This window comes from Bacteroides sp. 1_1_14 (assembly GCF_000162515.1).
GTDB lineage: Bacteria > Bacteroidota > Bacteroidia > Bacteroidales > Bacteroidaceae > Bacteroides > Bacteroides thetaiotaomicron.
Genome location: NZ_GG774702.1, coordinates 590,327 through 609,728 on the forward strand (window position 1 = coordinate 590,327; position 19,402 = coordinate 609,728).

The window sequence follows — 19,402 nt, forward strand, 5'->3', positions numbered from 1 at the left end:
ATAATAATTTTGCTATTTTTTTTATCGAAGGGATGTGGGGATAGACTTAACTCAAGTGTATTTATAATATACGAGTAATAATAAATAGAATAATAACAAAGTAAGATAGGATGGATAAAGATACAAAGATGAGTTTGATTAAAGGTTTGCTGGCAGGACAGCTGACTAAAAAGCAGCGAAGGAGCTATGCTGACCTGGAATCAGTGGATAGAGAACTTAAAATACAATGGAATGAATCAGAAAATAAAGCTATAGATTTTAAAATAAAAGAACAGATCTGGGAAAAAGTAAAAGCAAGATGTGTAGATAGGAAAAGAAACAAAGTTCTAACAGAACTTAGTTGAAATTAATAATTAGAATAGATTTTGAAGACATTATTAAAGGAAAAAAGGTAACTTTATTATAAATAAAAATCAAAAAAAATGTTGCGGTTAATAGTTATTTCTTTATTTTTGTAACACAATTGAAAAGAGATGGAGGAGACAATAATTCTGGAAAAGGTAAAAGCGGGAGATGCGGCTGCATTTTCTTTGCTGTATGACCTTTATTGGCTGAAGGTTTATAACTTTGCACGACTTTATATCACTTCATCTTCCGTGATTTCAGAAGTAGTTCAGGATGTTTTTGTGAAAGTTTGGGAGTCCAAAGAGTTTCTTGATATTACCAAGAATTTTGATGGGTTGCTTTTTATGATTACCCGTAATATTATATTCAATTATTCGCGTAGACATTTTAACGAGCTGAATTTTAAAATGACAGTTCTGAAAGGACTTGAAAATTCTTATGATATAGAAGAGGAATTGGATGCTGCTGATTTGAAGAACTATATTGATAAATTGATTTCGCAACTTCCGGCCAGACGACAGCAGATCTTTAGAATGAGCCGCGAAGAGCATCTATCTAATCGGGAAATCGCGGAACGTTGTGCAGTCAGTGAAAAAGCAATAGAACGGCAGATAACATTAGCATTGAAGTTCATCAAAGAGAACCTTCCTTTATTTGTCGTATTTGTGGGATAAAGGCTCAAACGTATTCATACCCATGCTTGAGTCTGAATACGTTTAATTGCCTATATGGTGTTTCTTATTTTTTCAGTTTAAAGAAAGGATTCTTGCTAATCTTGACATCCGAAGGTTTCATCTTTTCAATTGTAACAGTACGTCCTAATACATTCCCTTCAATCTTATTGTTTGAAATAACTACAGATTTACATGCTTCCAGCGTAATACCTTCTTTGCGATAGTGATAAGGCTGGTAAGTCGTATCACGTATGAGTGTATTGGAGGAGAAGGTGAGCCCGTTTACCGAACGTGCGAAGAGTATCGGATAATCAAATAGGTGGAAGGTATTATCCATAATGCGGATATTGCGATGATAGGGGTACTTCTGTTCCGGTGTCGGTATTTCCGGGTCAATGCTAATCACAGCTTCACAGAATTGATAAATTGAAGAATTGCAAGGGTAACGGAAATCATTGTTGCGTATCAGCACATCTTTGACAGCTCCTGATTCATACCATGCGTTTGCGTCTCCGGCAATCAGAATGGCAGAGCCGCTGGATTCGAATACATTGTTCTCGATAATAACCTTGCCGGGAGTAGATACAAGCAGACCACGTGCCCGGCAACTTCCGAAATGGCAGTTGCGTATTTCTGCATCAGGTGTGCAGGTCAGATTCTCTATTACATATCCGGCTTCCACTCCGGCTGGAAGTGGTACTGATAATTCGATGATAAATTCAGCTTTATTCAGTGCTTCAAATTTATTCATTTTACCGGTAGCTACGGTACGCATGGTTTTATGCTCTATAAATCCGATTGTTTCGTCTGGGCGTCCCCATTCCATCCCTTCACTCATGTCTTGCATGAACTTGCATTTGATACGGGTAGGAGAAAGAACTTCCATAATACGGGAACATGTTCCATGGATGTTAATAGGGTCATCCATCAATCCTGCCCAACTACAGTTCTCAATTTTGAGTAATCCGCTGCATCCCATGAAGTGGAAACCGTCGTCATGTCCGCTCAGCACACGTTTCTTGGAAGTGTTAGGGATGATATGTACATCATTGAAAGAGATATTCTTGCTATATTGTGACAGAATTCCCAGTCCGCAGGTATGGAATAGCTTTACGTTCTCTAGCTTTGTATCCATACTGTGGTAAATGAAGATACCGGCGTGATCTCTGGTGCTGTGTCGTAACACAAGGACCGTACCTGGCGCAGGGAAGAATTTATCAGCCTCCTTTTTAGGATCGGATAAGCGTATTAATCCGGGGTTTATTTCTGTTGCATCGTATGAGCGCCAGCCTAAGTTATCACCTGTATTTGGCAGGACGAGATGGGTGTCGGGATCAAACTGCATGATCGCCCAAAGACTGCTTTTCCATCCTTCGCCGACAAAAGTCAGTCGTTTGTTTTCTATGATATAAGGATATTGGTGGGAGTCGATTTCGATCTCAAGGTATTCGGAGGTAGATTGAGTGACAATACCTTGCGCAGTTAATGGGATTTCCCAATCGACGGAGAAATTCTTTAAAGTAATGTTCCGGCAATGATCCAAAGTGAATGGTTGCATCCGTCCATGCATAATAAACTCAGAACCATTACCGTCAATCGTCAGATCATTGATCTGCTCCAATAGCACGGCGAGAATTTTGGGATTAACATCGTAGGTGTTCGTTTCGTAATAATCTTTTTCGATAGCATGTTGTGTCCAGAAGTCATATCTTCCTTTTGGGAAAACAAGCGTGGAACCGGGATGTTGCTTGCAAGCATCGATTGCCTTTTGTATAAATGGCACTGCGTTGATACGGCTGTCGGGTTTCAAACCGAAATCAGATACGGAAATAATCTTGCTTGCTGCAATGCTGTTTACGCAAAGTAAAAGTGCAGATAGTAAGCATGTCTTTAATGATAGGAATGTTCTCATGTGTTTTTTTATAGTTTAATTGGGGTAAATAGGTAAAATCTAATGTTTGTGTTTTTTCCAGACACCTCTGGTGAAATCCGGTATTTCTACAGGAATACTTCCGTTCAATACTGACTTCTCGCTTAATTCGGTGATACACGACCATTCGGCTGCATCATAAACGTCCATGTCAAGGGGCAGTCCGTTGCGCAGGCAATATATTAACCGATAATCCATTACATAGTTCATTTCGTTCGGTAATCCTTTACGATGTGCTTCCTCGCCGATGGTGGCGCTAAAAGGGTGTTTATAGCGAGTTAATACTGTCTCCAGTGCTTCGCCTTCAAGCGGAGTATCTCCATGAGAATCCAGGGCAATGCATGATACCGGATATTTTTGTGCAAAGCCGAGTGTACCGCATACTGTTTGCAGGCGACTGTAAGGGCGGGGAGTAGAAACATTATACTGAAGCATGATCGTTTTTCCTTTGGCGGTATGGATAAGCGTGGTGTTGACATCTCCCAGCTTATACTTCTGACGGGCTTCCGGTGAGTTCTCTCCGAATCTTTTCCGCGCATACTCGCTCATGCCGGCCTGATGGGTGGACATGGATACGAGATATTCCATTCTGTCATTGCGGTGGATGTCGAGAATCTGACATGCAGGTCCCAGTCCGTGGGTGGGGTAGGGATTGCCTGTATGTTCGATACTGTATCTTTTTCCCCAGTGATTGTGGTAACCACCTTCGCTCTCTTCGGCAAAATACATGGAACGGAGATCGTGAATATACGCTCCTTCTACATGCATTATTTCTCCGAGTACACCTTGACGTGCCATTTCGAGAGTAGTCAGGGCAAAAGGGTCATAACAGCAATTTTCCAGCATGATACAGTGGCGTCTTGTCTTTTCTGCTGTATCGACCAGTTGCCAGCATTCGGCTATATTCATGGCGGCAGGAACTTCGATAGCTACATGTTTGCCGCATTCCATTGCATAGGTTGCCATTTGGGTGTGAGTGAGCCAGTCTGTACAGATAAAAATTAAATCCAGATCGTTGCATTCACACATCTTTCGCCAGCCGCCTGGTCCGGTATATCCCGTGGCTTCGGGGTGCTTTGCTTCTTTGAGTATGAGTTGGGCTTTGTTCAAGTTACCTTCCCTGATTTCGCTGAGAGCTTTGATTTCGGTTCCTTCTATTTGCAGATAACGTTGCAGGGTGAGTAGCCCTCGATTCCCCAATCCTATGATTCCGATGCGGACAATTGGGATAGGGGGGTGTGCCAATTGCAGTACGTGTGATTGCGTTGGAGAATCTTCCATGTTCTTAGAGGTTTAAAGTTATACAAAAAAAGAGAATCTAATTTCTCAGATTCTCTTTGAAGAGCGGAAGACGGGGCTCAAACCCGCGACCCTCAGCTTGGAAGGCTAATGCTCTATCAACTGAGCTACTTCCGCAATTTTTGTGGGCAAAGATGGATTCGAACCACCGAAGGCGTAAGCCAGCAGATTTACAGTCTGCCCCATTTGGCCACTCTGGTATTTGCCCTTTTGTGCTTTTGAGGAGGTTTGTTTCTCAATTGCGGTGCAAAGATACAACTATTTATTTAAACTCCAAACAAAATCGATCATTTTTATTGCAGAAATTGCACATTCATCTCCTTTGTTACCCAGTTTGCCACCGGCACGATCCTCTGCTTGCTCCATTGTATTGGTGGTAATTAATCCGTAAATGACTGGTATGTCGCCAGTTGCGTTTAATTCGGTAATTCCTTGAGTTGCTCCCATACAAACATAATCAAAATGTGGAGTATCTCCTTTAATTACGCAACCAATTGCAATAATTGCATCCACATCGCAATTTTCCATCATTTGATTGGCGCCGAAAGTTAGTTCGAAACTTCCCGGTACAGTTTTCACCAGAATATTTTCGTCTTTCACTCCATGTTTTTTTTAATGTATTGACTGCGCCGTTCAGTAAGGCTCCGGTAATATTGAAATTCCATTCGGATACGACGATGCCGAATTTCATGTTTTCAGCGTTTGGTACAGAGTTGAAATCGTATTCGGATAAGTTATGGTATGCTGTTGCCATAATTGTAGTAATTAAAGTGGGTTATAAATACATGATTTTAAAAAGGCACGGATTACACGGATTTCACGGTAGCTTCGCATAATTGCATTAGTACATATTGTGCGTACTAAAAACCGTGAAATCCGTGTAATCCGTGCCTAACCTTCTATTATATATAATAAGGTATATTATTTCTTCATCAATTTAGCCTGTTCGATGTACTTGTCGATGTCCATAGCCTGGTAAGACTGGAAGTATTTGTCCTTGATCTTAGTGTAGGCATTAACGGCATCATCATACTTTCCTTGTTTCACCAGGATTTCACCGGCTTGCATCAGGAAGATAGGGCTTAATGAGTTATTGTCAGCTTTGTCTGCTGCAGAGAGCAGGGTAGAAGCGGCTTTGTCCAGCTGACCCAGTTGTGCGTAGCAGTTTCCTGTTGCACCGAGGATAGCGGGAGCTACCATCTGGTCGCCTCCGTTGAAGCCGTCGAGCATCTTTACTGCTTCGTCATATTTACCCAGTTGTGCGTAGCAGATTCCTGCATATGCTTTTGCCAGATTAGCGGCTTTTGTTCCGCTATATTCGTCGGCAACTTTGAGGAAACCTACATAACCAATACTATCACCGTTCAGTGCTTGTTCATAAGCATCTTGTTCAAAGTATTCCTGTCCTTTGAAAAGAGCAGCCTGTGCCTTTTCTTCACGTGGCTCAGCATAGAGGTTCTTGTACATGATAAAACCTGCTACGATGATAATCACGGCTACAACACCGCCGATGATTGCGTTTTTGTACTTAACAAGAAATGCTTCCGATTGTGTCAGTGCATCTTCTACGTTCAGATGTTCGTTCTGATTCTTTTGTTCTGCCATTTTTATATGATTCTTTTTGTTATTATTCATCGTTTGATAATTCGACTCGCAAAAGTAGTTTTTTTATATCTACAAACGAAATTTAGAGGCATCTTTTTTTGTTTTACGCTCGAAAACCTCGAAAAACTTGCTACTTTTGTGAACAAATTAACGCGTATACAATGATACTGAAACGGATATCCATATTAAACTATAAGAATCTGGAACAGGTAGAGATCGGATTCTCCGCCAAACTGAATTGTTTCTTCGGACAGAACGGGATGGGAAAGACGAATCTGCTGGATGCAGTGTACTTTTTATCTTTCTGCAAGAGTTCGGGTAATCCGATTGATTCGCAGAACATTCGGCACGAACAGGATTTCTTTGTTATTCAGGGCTTTTATGAGGCGGAAGATGGCACACCAGAGGAGATTTACTGCGGAATGAAGCGTCGTTCGAAAAAGCAATTCAAACGGAATAAAAAGGAGTATAGCCGCTTTTCCGATCATATCGGCTTTCTGCCGTTAGTGATGGTTTCGCCTGCCGATTCGGAGTTGATAGCCGGAGGAAGTGACGAACGGCGCCGCTTTATGGACGTCGTGATCTCTCAGTATGATAAGGAATATCTGGAAGCATTGATACGCTATAATAAGGCATTGGCACAGCGTAATACCTTATTAAAAAGTGAATTTCCGGTAGAAGAGGAATTGTTCCTGGTTTGGGAGGAGATGATGGCGCAAGCGGGTGAAATTGTTTTTCGCAAGCGGGAGGCGTTTATCGAAGAGTTTATTCCTATTTTCCAGTCGTTTTATTCTTTTATTTCCCAGGATAAAGAACAGGTGGGTCTGTCTTATGATTCGCATGCACGGGATGCTTCTTTACTGGAAGTTCTGAAGCAAAGCCGGGAACGGGATAAGATTATGGGATTCTCTTTGCGGGGAATTCATAAAGATGAACTGAATATGCTGTTGGGTGACTTTCCGATCAAGAAGGAAGGTTCGCAGGGACAGAATAAAACGTATCTGGTAGCGTTGAAGCTGGCACAGTTCGACTTCTTGAAACGTACGGGGCAGACCGTCCCTTTATTGCTGTTGGATGATATTTTTGATAAACTGGATGCTTCGCGGGTAGAGCAGATTGTCAAGCTGGTGGCTGGTGATAACTTCGGACAGATATTTATTACGGATACCAACCGTGAACATCTGGATCGTATTCTGCAGAAGGTAGGCAGCGATTATAAAGTATTCCGCGTAGATCAGGGTGTAATTAATGAAATGGGAGCTGAACAATGAAACGTAACGATGCCGAGCAGATAGGAAAACTGATTCAGCAATACCTGCGTCAGGAGAGTCTGGAGTCTCCTCTCAATGAGCAGCGGTTGCTGGATGCCTGGCCGCAGGTGTTGGGACCGGCGGCAAGCTATACCAGTAATCTCTATATCCGTAACCAGACGCTGTATGTACATCTCACTTCCGCCGCCCTTCGTCAGGAACTGATGATGGGACGGGAACTTCTGGTGCGTACTCTGAATCAGAGAGTAGGGGCTACGGTTATCACAAACATTTATTTTTCGTTGAGGAAAGGAATTCTGTCTGTCACTTTCATCCCCAGCTTTTGGAGCGTCTCATTTGCCCGGTCATAGTAGAACGGAGTTTCCAGATATTGGTTGTTGTGGGCATCCACTCCGATAATGGCAGTGCAGCCTTCGTGCGCTGCTATTTCCCAAAAATCAGGGTGGGGAATGGTTGTTATTCCATGTTCGTCGTTGTAATCTTCGTAGCCTATATTATATTCCAGGGGCAGGTTCAGGCGGGCGGCCGTTCGGCAGATATGTCTGCTGACAAGTTTACAATGACGGTCAAATTCAGGATATGAACGCATGAACAGGTCGGGATGTGCCAGATAGGCAAACAAACCGCTTTCCATACCTTCAATCGCACTCTCTTCATAAAGTTCAAGCATATCTAACGTATGGGTATGTCGCCCGAAATAAGGAAACTTCTCATCTGTATGGAAATGGTGGTTGCCGAAGATGATGTAATCCAGCTGATACTCCTTGATAACTCCTTTCAGCCAGGGAATATACTCCGGAAAATATTCACATTCCAAGCCGATTTTAATGCTGATCTGATCTTTATATTTCTTTTGTAGCGAGCGGAGGCTTTCTACATACTCCGGCAGTTCTTCGGGAATCATCCGGATGTCGGATACATAATCGGTATGGTATTTCCATGGAGTGTGGTCAGAGAAACCAAGTTCCTGATAGCCGCCTTTGATGGCACTTAAAACAAATTCTTCGTCACTCCCTGTCGCATGAAGGCAGCGGGTGGTGTGGGTGTGATAATTCGTCCTCATTACTTGTTATAATTATGTCCATGCAGATGTCGAATGCTTCTGCCGGAACTTCTTCTACTATTTGAAATGGGAAGCAGATGCCTGCTTTATAAGCTGCGGGGATGCGTGGCAGCAAACGGTCATAATAGCCTTTTCCTCTTCCCAGTCGGTTTCCTTTCCGGTCGAAAGCTACACCGGGAACGGCAATAAAGTCTATGTCTGCATAGTCTGTGAATGTTTCTCCAACAGGCTCTTCAATACCGTAAGTGCCGGTTGCCATATCCTCGGGACCGGTATAGAGGCGTAATTCCAATTCATCGCCGATAACTACCGGAAGCAATATCCGCTTCTCATTGCTCCATTTCCGGATAAACGCATGCGTGTCTACTTCATCTTTGAGCGAATGGTAGAGCAATACAGTAGTTGCCGCCCTGAAAGCCGGGTGGGCTTCGAGGGCGGCAAGTATTTTAGCTGATTGTAGCTTCTGCAAAGTCGAAGATGCGTGTCGGGTCTTCAGTGATGCCATAAGCTTGCGCAGTTCTTTTTTTCTTTCCATCTTTATTGTCTTTCGTCACTTCCTCTTCTGTCTCGGCGGGTGCTTTTGGGAAAGCTTCTCCCTTTTCGAGCAGTTCTATGCCTTGTTGAACTGTAGCATCCGATTTATTGAAGTATTTCAGATAAGCTTCCAGTCCCAGCATATTATAGATAATGTTGCCGTATATATTCGCTTCCAGTCGTTTATACGATTTCTGGATCAGAATATTCCTTCTCTTTACACCTTTCGAGTCGGCAAAGCGGATGAACTGCTCTACCAAACCTTGGTGACGAAGATAATTCAGCAGGTCTTCTTCCGTTTCATACTGGCTCAGTTTCTTCCGGTTATTGTCCGTGTACTGGAAAGTAAACTGTAGAGTCAGTCCGCGGTTGATTACCGATGATAGATAAGAAGTGACTCCGGTAGTATCCTGTGGCACGAATACGTCCGGCATGATACCGCCACCGCCATACACTGTACGTCCCAAGCTGGTGAGATAGCGTTCGTTCTCGTTCTGCTTGATGCTGTCGCGTGAGAAGAACTCACCGTGTTCGTAGCGGTTGTACAAATCCAGTTCGTAGTTCCTGTCTTTACCACTTTCGTAAGGACGTTGGATGCAACGCCCTGAAGGAGTATAATAGCGGGCGATAGTCAGGCGGATAGCAGAGCCGTCGCTGAAGTCAATCGGTTGTTGTACCAGTCCTTTTCCGAAGGAGCGGCGTCCTACCACTGTACCGCGGTCATTGTCCTGAATTGCTCCGGTAAAGATTTCGCTGGCAGAAGCAGAACCTTCGTCGATCAATACAACGAGTGGCATTTTCTGGCAACTGCCCGTACCATTGGCAAATTCTTCCGCACGGGGATATTTACGTCCTTGTGTATATACAATCAGTTTACCTTCGGGCAGGAATTCATTTACCATGCGGATAGCAGCTTCCATGTATCCTCCTGTATTGCCGCGAAGGTCAATAATCAGTCCTTTACATTTCTTATGATTGAGCTGAGCCAAGGCGTTAAGCAATTCTACGTGGCTTGTCCGTCCGAATTTGCTGACTTTTACATAACCGATATCATCGTTCAGCATATAGGCAGCGTCTACTGTATTTTGAGGAATGTCTCCGCGGGTGATGGTGAAGTCCAGCAATTTCGGTTCTCCTACGCGTTTGACACCCAGTTTCACCTGCGATCCCTTAGGACCTTTCAGTGTGCGCATGGCTAGTTCGTTGTTCAGCTTCTTGCCTACAAATAAACTGTCGTCTACATTAACGATACGGTCTCCCGCCATGAGTCCCACTTTTTCAGATGGGCCTCCCTGTATAACGGCATTCACATGAATCGTATCATTCTGTATTGTAAACTGGATACCGATTCCGCTGAAACTGCCTTCCAGTTCCGAATTGACTTCTTCGAGATTCTGTGCAGGGATGTAAGTGGAGTGCGGGTCCAGTTCTGCCAGGATCTGCGGCATAGCCTTCTCCACGAGGTCGGTCATGTTTACGGTGTCTACATATTGATCGTCTACGATTCTCAACAACGCATTCAGCTTGTTGGAAGAACCGTTGATGATACCCAGACGGTTGCCGGCGAAGTGCTTGGCATAAAATGTACCGATAAGAATACCGGCCACCACGCTGATAGCTATGATGATAGGCGTAAAACGTGAAGAGTTTCTTGTACTCATGTCTATTCCTTTTTTTAAAACGTTCGTCTTATTATTTGTTTGGAGAAGAATCTTCGTTCATTTCTGTATAGATAACTTCAATTCCTGCCCGTTTTAATAGTTCTATTCCATCTTCGAGGCGGTAATGTTCGGAGTAGACTACCCGTTTGATTCCTGCCTGTATGATTAACTTTGCACATTCGATACAAGGTGAGGCGGTGACGTACATCGTGGCACCGTCGCTGCTGTTGTTCGAGCGTGCTATCTTGGTGATAGCGTTTGCTTCCGCATGGAGAACATAAGGTTTTGTCAGGTTATTCTCGTCCTCGCATACGTTTTCGAAGCCCGAAGGAGTACCATTGTATCCGTCGGAGATAATCATTTTGTCTTTGACGATCAACGCTCCTACCTTACGGCGCTGGCAATAAGAGTTTTCCGCCCAGATGCTTGCCATACGTATGTAACGTTTGTCCAGTTCCAATTGTTTCTTTTCCGTGTCCATCTTGTTTCAATTCTAGTCTTAGTTTGGAGCGAATACGAGACAGAGGTTCTCTTTATCAGTCTGGTAATAAAGATATAGGTTCCGGCTGTCCGATCCTTTGTAAGAATTTGCTTTTTTCATGCCTTCCAGTATCTTTTCGGCGATGCGGTCTTTGCTGTCGATGGGAGTTCCCTTTTCCACTTTCATCCCGAATTCCTGGTTTTTGCCGTTCGCACTCCAGGTTCCGTTGGCGTTGATTGCGCCGCTGCCCGTAAATGTGCCTTGTATTATATCATCCTCTACAGTACCGGAAAAAACCAGCATGAAAGTTTTCTTTCCATCTGCATATTCCATGATGTTACTATCATCCACATCCGCAAATTTATACCATCCATGACCGTTGGCTTTGGTGATATAAGTCAGTTTCCATGTCTTGCCGGTGAAGATGCCGGCTACATCATCCGTATCATTACATCCGGAAAACATCGGAAGCAATAACAGCAATCCTAATACTTTAAGTATCAATCTCTTCTTCATGTCCAATTCTCTCCTTTTTTAATTGTATTGTTTCTTTATGCCGTTTCGGATCAGCAATGCGTCAATGGTAGGCTCCTGCCCGCGGAAGCGCTTGTAGAGCAACATCGGGTGTTCTGTACCTCCTTTCGACAGGATATTGTTGCGGAACGAATCTGCTACTTCACGGTTGAAGATTCCTTGCTGTTTGAACAGTGAGAATGCATCCGCATCCAGCACTTCTGCCCATTTATAACTGTAATATCCTGCGGAATATCCTCCGGCAAAGATATGGGAGAATTGTGTACTCATGCAGGCTTCTTTGACTATCGGCAATACTTGTGCGTCTTTCCAGGCTTCCTGTTCATAGGCTTTTACATCGCCCTCGAAAGGAGTGTTGCGGGTGTACCATGCCATATCGAGCAGCCCGAAGCTCACTTGTCTCAGGCAGGCATAGGCTGCATTGAAATTCGAAGCATCCACGAGTCTCTGTATCAGTTCGTCCGGAAGCACTTCTCCGGTTTCATAATGACGGGCAAAGGTATTAAGAAATTCTTTCTCGATGGCAAAGTTTTCCATGATCTGTGAAGGAAGTTCCACAAAGTCCCAATATACGTTTGTTCCGCTTAGGCTCTGATAGGTTGAGTTGGCAAACATGCCATGCAGGCTGTGCCCGAACTCATGCAGGAATGTCTCCACTTCGTTGAAAGTCAGCAAAGCAGGTTTGCTTTCGGTTGGCTTGGTGAAGTTCATCACTACAGATATATGCGGTCGGCTGTCTTCACCGGTTACGGGATCTATCCATTGTTCCTTGTAGCTGGTCATCCAGGCTCCGGCGCGTTTTCCGGGACGGGGATGGAAGTCAGTGTACAGTACGGACAGGAACTTACCGTCTTTGTCGAATACCTCGTAGGCTTCAACATCTTTGTGATAAACCGGGATTTCCGTATTTTTCCGGAAAGTGATTCCGTAGAGTCTTTCTGCCAGTCCGAATACTCCTTTTTTTACTTGTTCCAGTTCGAAGTAAGGACGGAGCATTTCTTCATTGATATTGAATTTCTTGTTTTTCAGCTTATTGGAATAGTAGCTCCAGTCCCAGGGCATGACAATGAAGTCATCACCTTGTTCCTCACGTGCCAGTTCCTGTACTTCGAGATATTCTTTCTGTGCGGTGGGAGTGTAGGCTTCCAATAGTTGGTTGAGCAGCTTATATACGGCATCGCTGTTTTCAGCCATTCGTTTTTTGAGGGTATATTCCGCATAATCTTTATATCCTAGTAGCTGGGCTATTTTCATGCGTGTATTAACCAGCTTCTTTACGATTTCGATATTGTTGAATTCGTTATCGTGCGTACACTTTGTATTATATGCGATGTAGAGCTTATGGCGCAACTCGCGGTTGTCGGCATAAGTCATGAAAGGCACATAACTTGGAGCGTGCAGGGTGAAAGCCCATCCTTCTTTATCCTCACTTCTGGCTGTTTCGGCAGCAGCTTCTACGATGATTTCCGGCAGTCCGGCAATGCTGGCTTTGTCTGTCAGAAGCATTTGATACCTGTTTGTCTCCTTCAAGTTGTTTTCGCTGAAGTCGAGTGTCAGTTTGCTCAGTTCGTTGGTCAGTTGTCGGTATTGTTTACGGGCTTCTCCTTCGAGGTTGGCACCGTGGCGTACAAAACTGTCGTATATATCGTCTAGCAGGCGATTCTGTTCCTGAGTCAGTTGCAGAGATTGTTTTTGTCCGTACACTTCTTTCACGCGGGCAAACAACTTCTCATTCAGTGTGATGTTGTTGCTGTGTTCGCTGAGTAGTGGCATGATTTTCTGAGCCAATGCCTGTAAGTCGTCATTGGTTTCAGCACTAAGCATATTGCCGAATACGGCAGTCACTTTGTCCAGCAGCCTTCCGGATTGTTCGTAGGCTTCTATTGTATTTGTAAATGTCGCCTTCTCCGGGTTTTGTATGATCGCATCAAGTTCCGCATTCTGTTGTTTGATTCCTTCGAGGATGGCAGGCTCATAATGCTCTGTCTTGATCCGGTCAAAGGGCACAGTCCCATGCGGTGTCTGATACTGACCGAAGAAAGGATTCTGAGCGTTCAGTATATTGTTCATGGTGTAAACTAGTATCAATGTTATTAATAATCTCTTCATAATTCTCTTCATAGAAGTACAAAACTACTAAAATTGTAGGTTATACCACGGATAATACCTTGCTTTTTAACAATATATAAAATGAAGACAAAAAAACCGCTACGGTTTCCCGCAGCGGTTTCCTATATGTTTAGATTTCTAATTAAGCGTTAACTGATGCCATGTGAGCGATCAAGTCAAGAACTTTGTTAGAGTAACCGATTTCGTTGTCATACCAAGATACAACTTTTACGAAAGTGTCAGTCAAAGCGATACCAGCTTTAGCATCGAAGATAGAAGTACGAGTGTCACCCAAGAAGTCAGAAGAAACTACTGCATCTTCAGTGTAACCTAGAATACCCTTCAATTCGCCTTCAGAAGCTTCTTTCATTGCAGCGCAGATTTCAGCGTAAGTAGCCGGTTTAGCCAAGTTAACAGTCAAGTCAACTACAGAAACGTCCAAAGTCGGAACGCGCATAGACATACCAGTCAGTTTACCGTTCAAAGCCGGGATTACTTTACCTACAGCTTTAGCAGCACCAGTAGAAGAAGGGATGATGTTGCCAGAAGCAGCACGACCACCTCTCCAGTCTTTCATAGAAGGACCGTCAACTGTTTTCTGAGTAGCAGTTGTAGAGTGAACTGTAGTCATCAAACCGTCAAGGATACCGAACTTGTCGTTCAATACTTTAGCGATAGGAGCCAGACAGTTAGTAGTACAAGAAGCGTTAGAAACGAACTGAGTACCTTTCACGTATGTTTTTTCGTTTACACCGCAAACGAACATCGGAGTGTCATCTTTAGAAGGAGCTGACATTACAACATATTTTGCACCAGCTTCGATATGAGCCTGAGCTTTGTCTTTGCTCAAGAACAAACCTGTAGATTCAACAACGTATTCAGCACCTACAGCATCCCATTTCAAGTCAGCCGGATTTCTTTCTGCAGTGATGCGGATAGCCTGACCGTTAACGATCAATTTGCTGTTTTCAACATCTGCTTCGATAGTACCGTCGAATTGACCGTGCATTGTGTCATACTTCAGCATGTAAGCCAAGTAGTCTACCGGACAAAGGTCGTTGATACCTACGATTTGAATATCGTTTCTTTTCATTGCAGCGCGGAAAACGAAACGTCCGATACGTCCGAATCCATTAATACCTACTTTAATCATTTTGTTTAAACTTTTAAGGGTTTTATAATATTTGTTCAAATATCTCTCAGCTCGCGCATTTGTTTTATTTTCAAATGCGGTGCAAAATTACAAAAATGTTTTTATATTCGCATATTAAATTCACATTAAATATTGAAAAAAGATGGGAAAGAGCACATTTTTACAAGACTTTAAGGCGTTTGCTATGAAAGGGAACGTCATTGACATGGCTGTCGGTGTAGTTATCGGCGGCGCGTTTGGGAAGATCGTATCGTCACTGGTGGCGAATGTTATTATGCCCCCAATAGGCTTATTGGTTGGTGGTGTGAACTTTACAGATCTGAAATGGGTAATGAAAGCGGCTGAAGTTGGAGCAGACGGTAAGGAGATTGCTCCTGCCGTATCTCTGGATTACGGACAATTTCTGCAAGCAACTTTTGACTTTCTGATTATAGCTTTTGCTATATTCCTATTTATACGTCTGATCACTAAACTGACTACGAAGAAGGCGGCAGAGGAAGCCCCGGCTGCTCCTCCTGCGCCACCTGCTCCTACTAAAGAAGAGGTGTTGCTGACTGAGATTCGTGACTTGCTGAAAGAGAAGAAATAAGTACTTGTATAATAAAATAGGAGATTCTGTTTTGAGTCTCCTATTTATTATATATAAGTCTCTCTGACATCGTTTCCCTTTTCGGATTTTATGTTGTCCGATGATATATTTCTCTCGTAAATTTCGATTTTTCTGTTTATTCTTCTATCTTTTTGCCTACTTTTTTCTACTTTTGCAAATCATTTATTCAAAATCCAACCATTGATATGCAGGAGAAAATAATAATTCTTGATTTCGGTTCGCAGACAACACAGCTGATTGGTCGTCGCGTACGCGAACTGGACACGTATTGCGAAATTGTTCCTTATAACAAGTTTCCTAAAGAAGATCCGACAATTAAAGGAGTCATCCTTTCCGGAAGTCCTTTTTCGGTTTATGATAAAGATGCCTTCAAGGTAGACTTGAGTGAGATTCGTGGTAAATATCCTATTTTGGGTATCTGCTATGGTGCACAGTTTATGGCGTATACTAACAATGGAAAAGTAGAACCGGCCGGTACACGTGAATATGGCCGTGCGCATCTGACTTCTTTTTGCAAGGATAATGTGCTGTTTAAAGGAGTTCGTGAGAATACGCAGGTATGGATGAGTCATGGTGATACAATCACTGCTATCCCTGATAATTTTAAGAAGATTGCTTCAACGGATAAAGTGGATATCGCTGCTTATCAGGTTGAAGGTGAGAAGGTATGGGGCGTTCAGTTCCATCCGGAAGTATTCCATAGCGAAGACGGGACGCAGATATTGAAGAACTTCGTAGTTGATGTTTGCGGATGCAAGCAAGACTGGTCGCCAGCTTCTTTCATCGAGAGTACGGTTGCTGAGTTGAAAGCTCAGTTAGGTGATGATAAAGTGGTGCTGGGATTGAGCGGTGGTGTCGATTCATCGGTTGCTGCTGTTTTGCTGAATAGAGCTATCGGTAAGAATCTGACTTGTATCTTCGTAGACCACGGTATGCTCCGTAAGAATGAGTTCAAGAATGTGATGAACGATTACGAATGCCTCGGACTGAATGTAATTGGCGTGGATGCCAGTGAAAAGTTCTTTGCAGAGCTTGCAGGTGTGACGGAACCGGAGCGTAAACGTAAGATTATCGGTAAGGGCTTTATCGATGTATTCGATGTGGAAGCTCATAAAATAAAAGATGTGAAATGGCTGGCTCAGGGCACTATTTATCCAGACTGCATCGAATCATTGTCTATAACAGGTACAGTGATCAAGAGTCATCATAACGTAGGTGGTTTGCCCGAAAAAATGCACTTGAAGTTGTGCGAGCCGCTTCGTCTGTTATTTAAGGATGAAGTTCGTCGTGTAGGTCGTGAGTTGGGTATGCCGGAACATTTGATTACTCGTCATCCATTCCCTGGACCGGGTTTGGCTGTACGTATTCTTGGAGACATCACCCGCGAGAAAGTGCGTATCCTGCAAGATGCTGATGATATCTACATTCAGGGATTGCGCGACTGGGGATTGTATGATCAAGTATGGCAGGCAGGCGTTATCTTGCTGCCGGTACAGTCTGTAGGTGTCATGGGAGATGAACGCACTTATGAAAGAGCGGTAGCATTGCGTGCCGTGACTTCTACTGATGCCATGACTGCCGACTGGGCGCATTTGCCATATGAATTCCTGGGTAAGATTTCGAATGATATTATTAATAAGGTGAAAGGTGTAAACCGCGTAACCTATGATATCAGTTCTAAGCCACCTGCAACTATTGAGTGGGAATAAGAGATTTTCTTGATTTATATAAAATTCCAGTATCGCAAGTTACTGGAATTTTTTTATGTAATATACCCTTTACTTCTTATTATGGGCTATTCGCTAGAGATTGTCGGTGAAGGAGAAAATATTATTATATATGGTAGAAATTAAGGTATGCGTTTTATTTCTTATGCATTTATTCTTTTGGGGATGCACTACCTTTTTTATTTAGCATATTTGAAAATAAATAGTTGTGTTTGGCTGTTATGATTCATTTTTATATTTAACAGATTGGGATAAGTTGCTCTAGAACTTGGTAGTTTTATACCAATAAGTGTATTTTTTCCTGTTTTCATAGGCTTTTCAAAGGTTATTAAGTTTGTGTGCCACTTAAGACGGTGTAAAGTTATTAATAAAATTGGTAAACGCAATGTTTTTTTTATTTTAATTATCGGCAAACGGTGTTTTTTTTGATTTTTCATTCTACTACTCAGATCGTAATAAGATAGATACAATCTTTTTGTTGCTATATATTGTTGATTATCATGGTTTTATTATTTTAGCTACCAAGTTCTAGAGCGACTTATTCTAATCGGTCAATTACGACTATATTTCTTAATAATTATTTATGATAATGCGAAATTATAGGCCGCCTCCGGGCTGTGATTAAATTTTTATTATCGTTTCTTCAGCATAGATCAGAACAGTGCTGAAGAGAGATTGAATTCATTAAAAATTTCAATACCCCCCAAAGAAAAAACAAAATGAATGATAACAGTCAAACACAACTATATATATTCCTAAACTTACTAAATATTAAGATAAAGCATACACACCCAAAAACAAACGTATTAGAGTAAAAATGCACATCTTATTTCTACCACATTATCATAATGCCTAGATATAGAATAGTAAGTTTTCTACTTATCCATATTAACACAACTAATTATTAACCTTTAATCACAGAAAAACAATGCAAAAAAGAACTATTTTTTTGACATTTTTTGCCGCCGTATTTGTCTATCTGACTTCATGTTCGGATAGTAAGAATATAGGAAGTGCAGTATTCAATCCGGATCAACCTATTGAGGTGACCGGATTTTATCCGGATTCCGGTGGGATCGCTACCCCTATGATCGTCGAAGGCAGCAACTTCGGATCAGACACTACCAATCTGAAAGTTTATTTCGAAGATGCGGATGGGATAAAGCACCAGGCGGGCTTGGTGAGTTCAAATGGTAACAAAATCTACTTGTATGTTCCTTCGGGACTGACGTACAAGAAAGAAATGAATCTTCTTGTTGCCCGAACAATGCCCGACGGAACAGAATATGAAGGACAAGCTGGAAGGCAATTTATCTACAAGACGCAGACGAGCGTGACTACCGTTGTAGGACAAGCTTCGCCGGACGCTAACCAGCCTACGGTAGGAGGAGACATCGCTACTTCTACATTGTCGGCACCCAACTACATTAGTCTGGATGACGAGGATAATATCTTTATCACCGAACGCCACGTATGGCACGGAGGAAACAATTATCCATCCGTAACCTGTCAAAATGATAAAGGAGCGCAGTCTAACGGAAATATTGTCATGGCTTCCATTAAGAGTAATTCTGTGCTGGTACTTCAGTATGGTACGTCAGCCATCCTGAATGCTCCTGCTTTTTCGGACCTGGATGGTACGATGTACGCTCCTGAAGATGGCGGTATGGGATATTATTCTTTGGCCAAAAGCGTGAGCTATGCGCCGCGCCGCCTGACGGTGCTGCTGAATGATGAAACTAAAGACGTTGCCGATGGTAACTATAAGCACTGCTTTGTAGTGAATAAGCTGGATCATTACATTTATACAGTGATGGTTAAGGGACAACTGGTGCGGATAAAACCGAACACCCGTACTTGTGAACTCCTACTCAAGAAAGTCGGAACTTCTACCAGACCTGATGCATGTGACTCATACCTTGCTTTCAGCCCTGTCAAAGGACAGGAAAATATGCTTTATGTCGCGATGGCAGAAGGAAATCAGATATGGCGAGTGGATGTGGGAAATCTGGAAGGTAAAGACAAAAACACCTATCCCGGTGAAGGTTATGCCGGAAAGGCCATATTGGAAGGACAGGTAGCAGGAGCAGGATGGGAAGACGGTTTGCTGAGGAATGCCAAGTTTGATAATCCCCATCAAATCTGCTTTACCGAAGACGGTAAATTGTATATCGCTGATTGTGGTAACAATTGTATACGAGTAATCGATACCAAATTGCCCTTGGATAGAGCTATGGTAACTACTCCTATCGGACTTCCGGGCATGAAGGGCTATAAAGACGGCGGTCCGGATATCGCGTTGTTCAATCATCCGTTCGGTGTAGCTGTTAGTGCCGACGGACAAATCGTATATATCGCAGATACCGGAAATAAAGTGATTCGTAAATTGTCTATACAATAACCTTT

The 19,402-nt window shown here is 42.9% G+C and carries 17 protein-coding genes, 2 tRNA genes and 2 pseudogenes; 7 read left to right on the plus strand and 14 right to left on the minus strand.

The genetic code is table 11. The annotated features are described in order from the left end of the window. Positions 1-110 precede the first annotated feature (110 nt). Positions 111-344: a hypothetical protein gene (locus HMPREF9007_RS22125; protein WP_008759927.1), complete on the plus strand. Its 234-nt coding sequence runs from the start codon at positions 111-113 to the stop codon at positions 342-344. Between the two features lie 129 nt (positions 345-473). Next, positions 474-1,019: an RNA polymerase sigma-70 factor gene (locus HMPREF9007_RS22120; protein WP_008759928.1), complete on the plus strand. Its 546-nt coding sequence runs from the start codon at positions 474-476 to the stop codon at positions 1,017-1,019. A gap of 64 nt (positions 1,020-1,083) precedes the next feature. On the opposite strand, the gene HMPREF9007_RS22115 is transcribed toward HMPREF9007_RS22120, so the two are convergent. From HMPREF9007_RS22115 to HMPREF9007_RS22090, 6 genes and pseudogenes are all read right to left on the minus strand, one after another. Beyond that, positions 1,084-2,931 (minus strand): right-handed parallel beta-helix repeat-containing protein, encoded by a 1,848-nt coding sequence (locus tag HMPREF9007_RS22115; RefSeq protein ID WP_008759929.1) that lies wholly within the window; start codon positions 2,929-2,931, stop codon positions 1,084-1,086. A 39-nt stretch (positions 2,932-2,970) separates the two neighbouring features. Beyond that, the gene (locus HMPREF9007_RS22110) at positions 2,971-4,230 is read right to left on the minus strand and encodes a Gfo/Idh/MocA family oxidoreductase (RefSeq protein ID WP_008759930.1); all 1,260 of its coding nucleotides are present in this window, start codon (positions 4,228-4,230) and stop codon (positions 2,971-2,973) included. Between the two features lie 62 nt (positions 4,231-4,292). After that, a tRNA-Gly gene (locus tag HMPREF9007_RS22105) sits at positions 4,293-4,365 on the minus strand. A gap of 8 nt (positions 4,366-4,373) precedes the next feature. Further along, positions 4,374-4,456: transfer RNA gene (locus HMPREF9007_RS22100), tRNA-Tyr, on the minus strand. A gap of 50 nt (positions 4,457-4,506) precedes the next feature. Then, positions 4,507-5,002, minus strand: a pseudogene (ribH, locus tag HMPREF9007_RS22095) (6,7-dimethyl-8-ribityllumazine synthase). A 167-nt stretch (positions 5,003-5,169) separates the two neighbouring features. Then, on the minus strand, positions 5,170-5,853 hold the full coding sequence (locus HMPREF9007_RS22090; RefSeq protein WP_008759931.1) for a tetratricopeptide repeat protein: 684 nt from the start codon (positions 5,851-5,853) through the stop codon (positions 5,170-5,172). Between the two features lie 161 nt (positions 5,854-6,014). Here HMPREF9007_RS22090 and recF point away from each other — a divergent pair, with 161 nt between their 5' ends. Together recF and HMPREF9007_RS0124540 are read left to right on the plus strand one after the other, a co-directional pair. After that, a complete protein-coding gene (gene recF, locus HMPREF9007_RS22085) occupies positions 6,015-7,124 on the plus strand; it encodes a DNA replication and repair protein RecF (protein WP_008759932.1) in 1,110 nt (369 codons plus the stop codon). Further along, positions 7,121-7,396 (plus strand): annotated as a pseudogene (locus HMPREF9007_RS0124540) (DUF721 domain-containing protein); the annotation flags it as partial. The gene recF and the pseudogene HMPREF9007_RS0124540, both read left to right, overlap by 4 nt. Here HMPREF9007_RS0124540 and HMPREF9007_RS22080 read toward each other — a convergent pair. From HMPREF9007_RS22080 to gap, 7 genes are all read right to left on the minus strand, one after another. Then, positions 7,396-8,187 (minus strand): histidinol-phosphatase, encoded by a 792-nt coding sequence (locus tag HMPREF9007_RS22080; protein WP_008759934.1) that lies wholly within the window; start codon positions 8,185-8,187, stop codon positions 7,396-7,398. The pseudogene HMPREF9007_RS0124540 and the gene HMPREF9007_RS22080 overlap by 1 nt on opposite strands. Continuing rightward, on the minus strand, positions 8,132-8,656 hold the full coding sequence (locus tag HMPREF9007_RS22075) for a 5-formyltetrahydrofolate cyclo-ligase (protein ID WP_008759935.1): 525 nt from the start codon (positions 8,654-8,656) through the stop codon (positions 8,132-8,134). The genes HMPREF9007_RS22080 and HMPREF9007_RS22075 overlap by 56 nt, the downstream gene beginning before the upstream one ends. Then, entirely contained in the window at positions 8,634-10,382 is a 1,749-nt protein-coding gene (locus HMPREF9007_RS22070; RefSeq protein WP_008759936.1) for a S41 family peptidase, read from the minus strand. The genes HMPREF9007_RS22075 and HMPREF9007_RS22070 overlap by 23 nt, the downstream gene beginning before the upstream one ends. A gap of 31 nt (positions 10,383-10,413) precedes the next feature. Continuing rightward, complete coding sequence (locus tag HMPREF9007_RS22065) at positions 10,414-10,863, minus strand: dCMP deaminase family protein (protein ID WP_008759937.1); 450 nt, start codon at positions 10,861-10,863, stop codon at positions 10,414-10,416. Positions 10,864-10,881: 18 nt separating this feature from the next. Continuing rightward, entirely contained in the window at positions 10,882-11,379 is a 498-nt protein-coding gene (locus HMPREF9007_RS22060) for a DUF4847 family protein (RefSeq protein ID WP_022470407.1), read from the minus strand. A gap of 18 nt (positions 11,380-11,397) precedes the next feature. Further along, on the minus strand, positions 11,398-13,467 hold the full coding sequence (locus HMPREF9007_RS22055) for a M3 family metallopeptidase (protein ID WP_008759939.1): 2,070 nt from the start codon (positions 13,465-13,467) through the stop codon (positions 11,398-11,400). A 181-nt stretch (positions 13,468-13,648) separates the two neighbouring features. Next, positions 13,649-14,659: a type I glyceraldehyde-3-phosphate dehydrogenase gene (gene gap / locus HMPREF9007_RS22050; RefSeq protein ID WP_008759940.1), complete on the minus strand. Its 1,011-nt coding sequence runs from the start codon at positions 14,657-14,659 to the stop codon at positions 13,649-13,651. 142 nt (positions 14,660-14,801) lie between these two features. On the opposite strand from gap, the gene mscL reads away from it, so the two are divergent. Together mscL and guaA are read left to right on the plus strand one after the other, a co-directional pair. After that, on the plus strand, positions 14,802-15,248 hold the full coding sequence (gene mscL / locus HMPREF9007_RS22045) for a large-conductance mechanosensitive channel protein MscL (RefSeq protein ID WP_008759941.1): 447 nt from the start codon (positions 14,802-14,804) through the stop codon (positions 15,246-15,248). Between the two features lie 206 nt (positions 15,249-15,454). Then, complete coding sequence (guaA, locus tag HMPREF9007_RS22040; RefSeq protein WP_008759942.1) at positions 15,455-16,978, plus strand: glutamine-hydrolyzing GMP synthase; 1,524 nt, start codon at positions 15,455-15,457, stop codon at positions 16,976-16,978. A 197-nt stretch (positions 16,979-17,175) separates the two neighbouring features. On the opposite strand, the gene HMPREF9007_RS0124545 is transcribed toward guaA, so the two are convergent. Next, the gene (locus HMPREF9007_RS0124545; protein WP_129593449.1) at positions 17,176-17,433 is read right to left on the minus strand and encodes a hypothetical protein; all 258 of its coding nucleotides are present in this window, start codon (positions 17,431-17,433) and stop codon (positions 17,176-17,178) included. 491 nt (positions 17,434-17,924) lie between these two features. On the opposite strand from HMPREF9007_RS0124545, the gene HMPREF9007_RS22035 reads away from it, so the two are divergent. Next, positions 17,925-19,397: a hypothetical protein gene (locus HMPREF9007_RS22035; protein WP_032850060.1), complete on the plus strand. Its 1,473-nt coding sequence runs from the start codon at positions 17,925-17,927 to the stop codon at positions 19,395-19,397. Positions 19,398-19,402 lie beyond the last annotated feature (5 nt).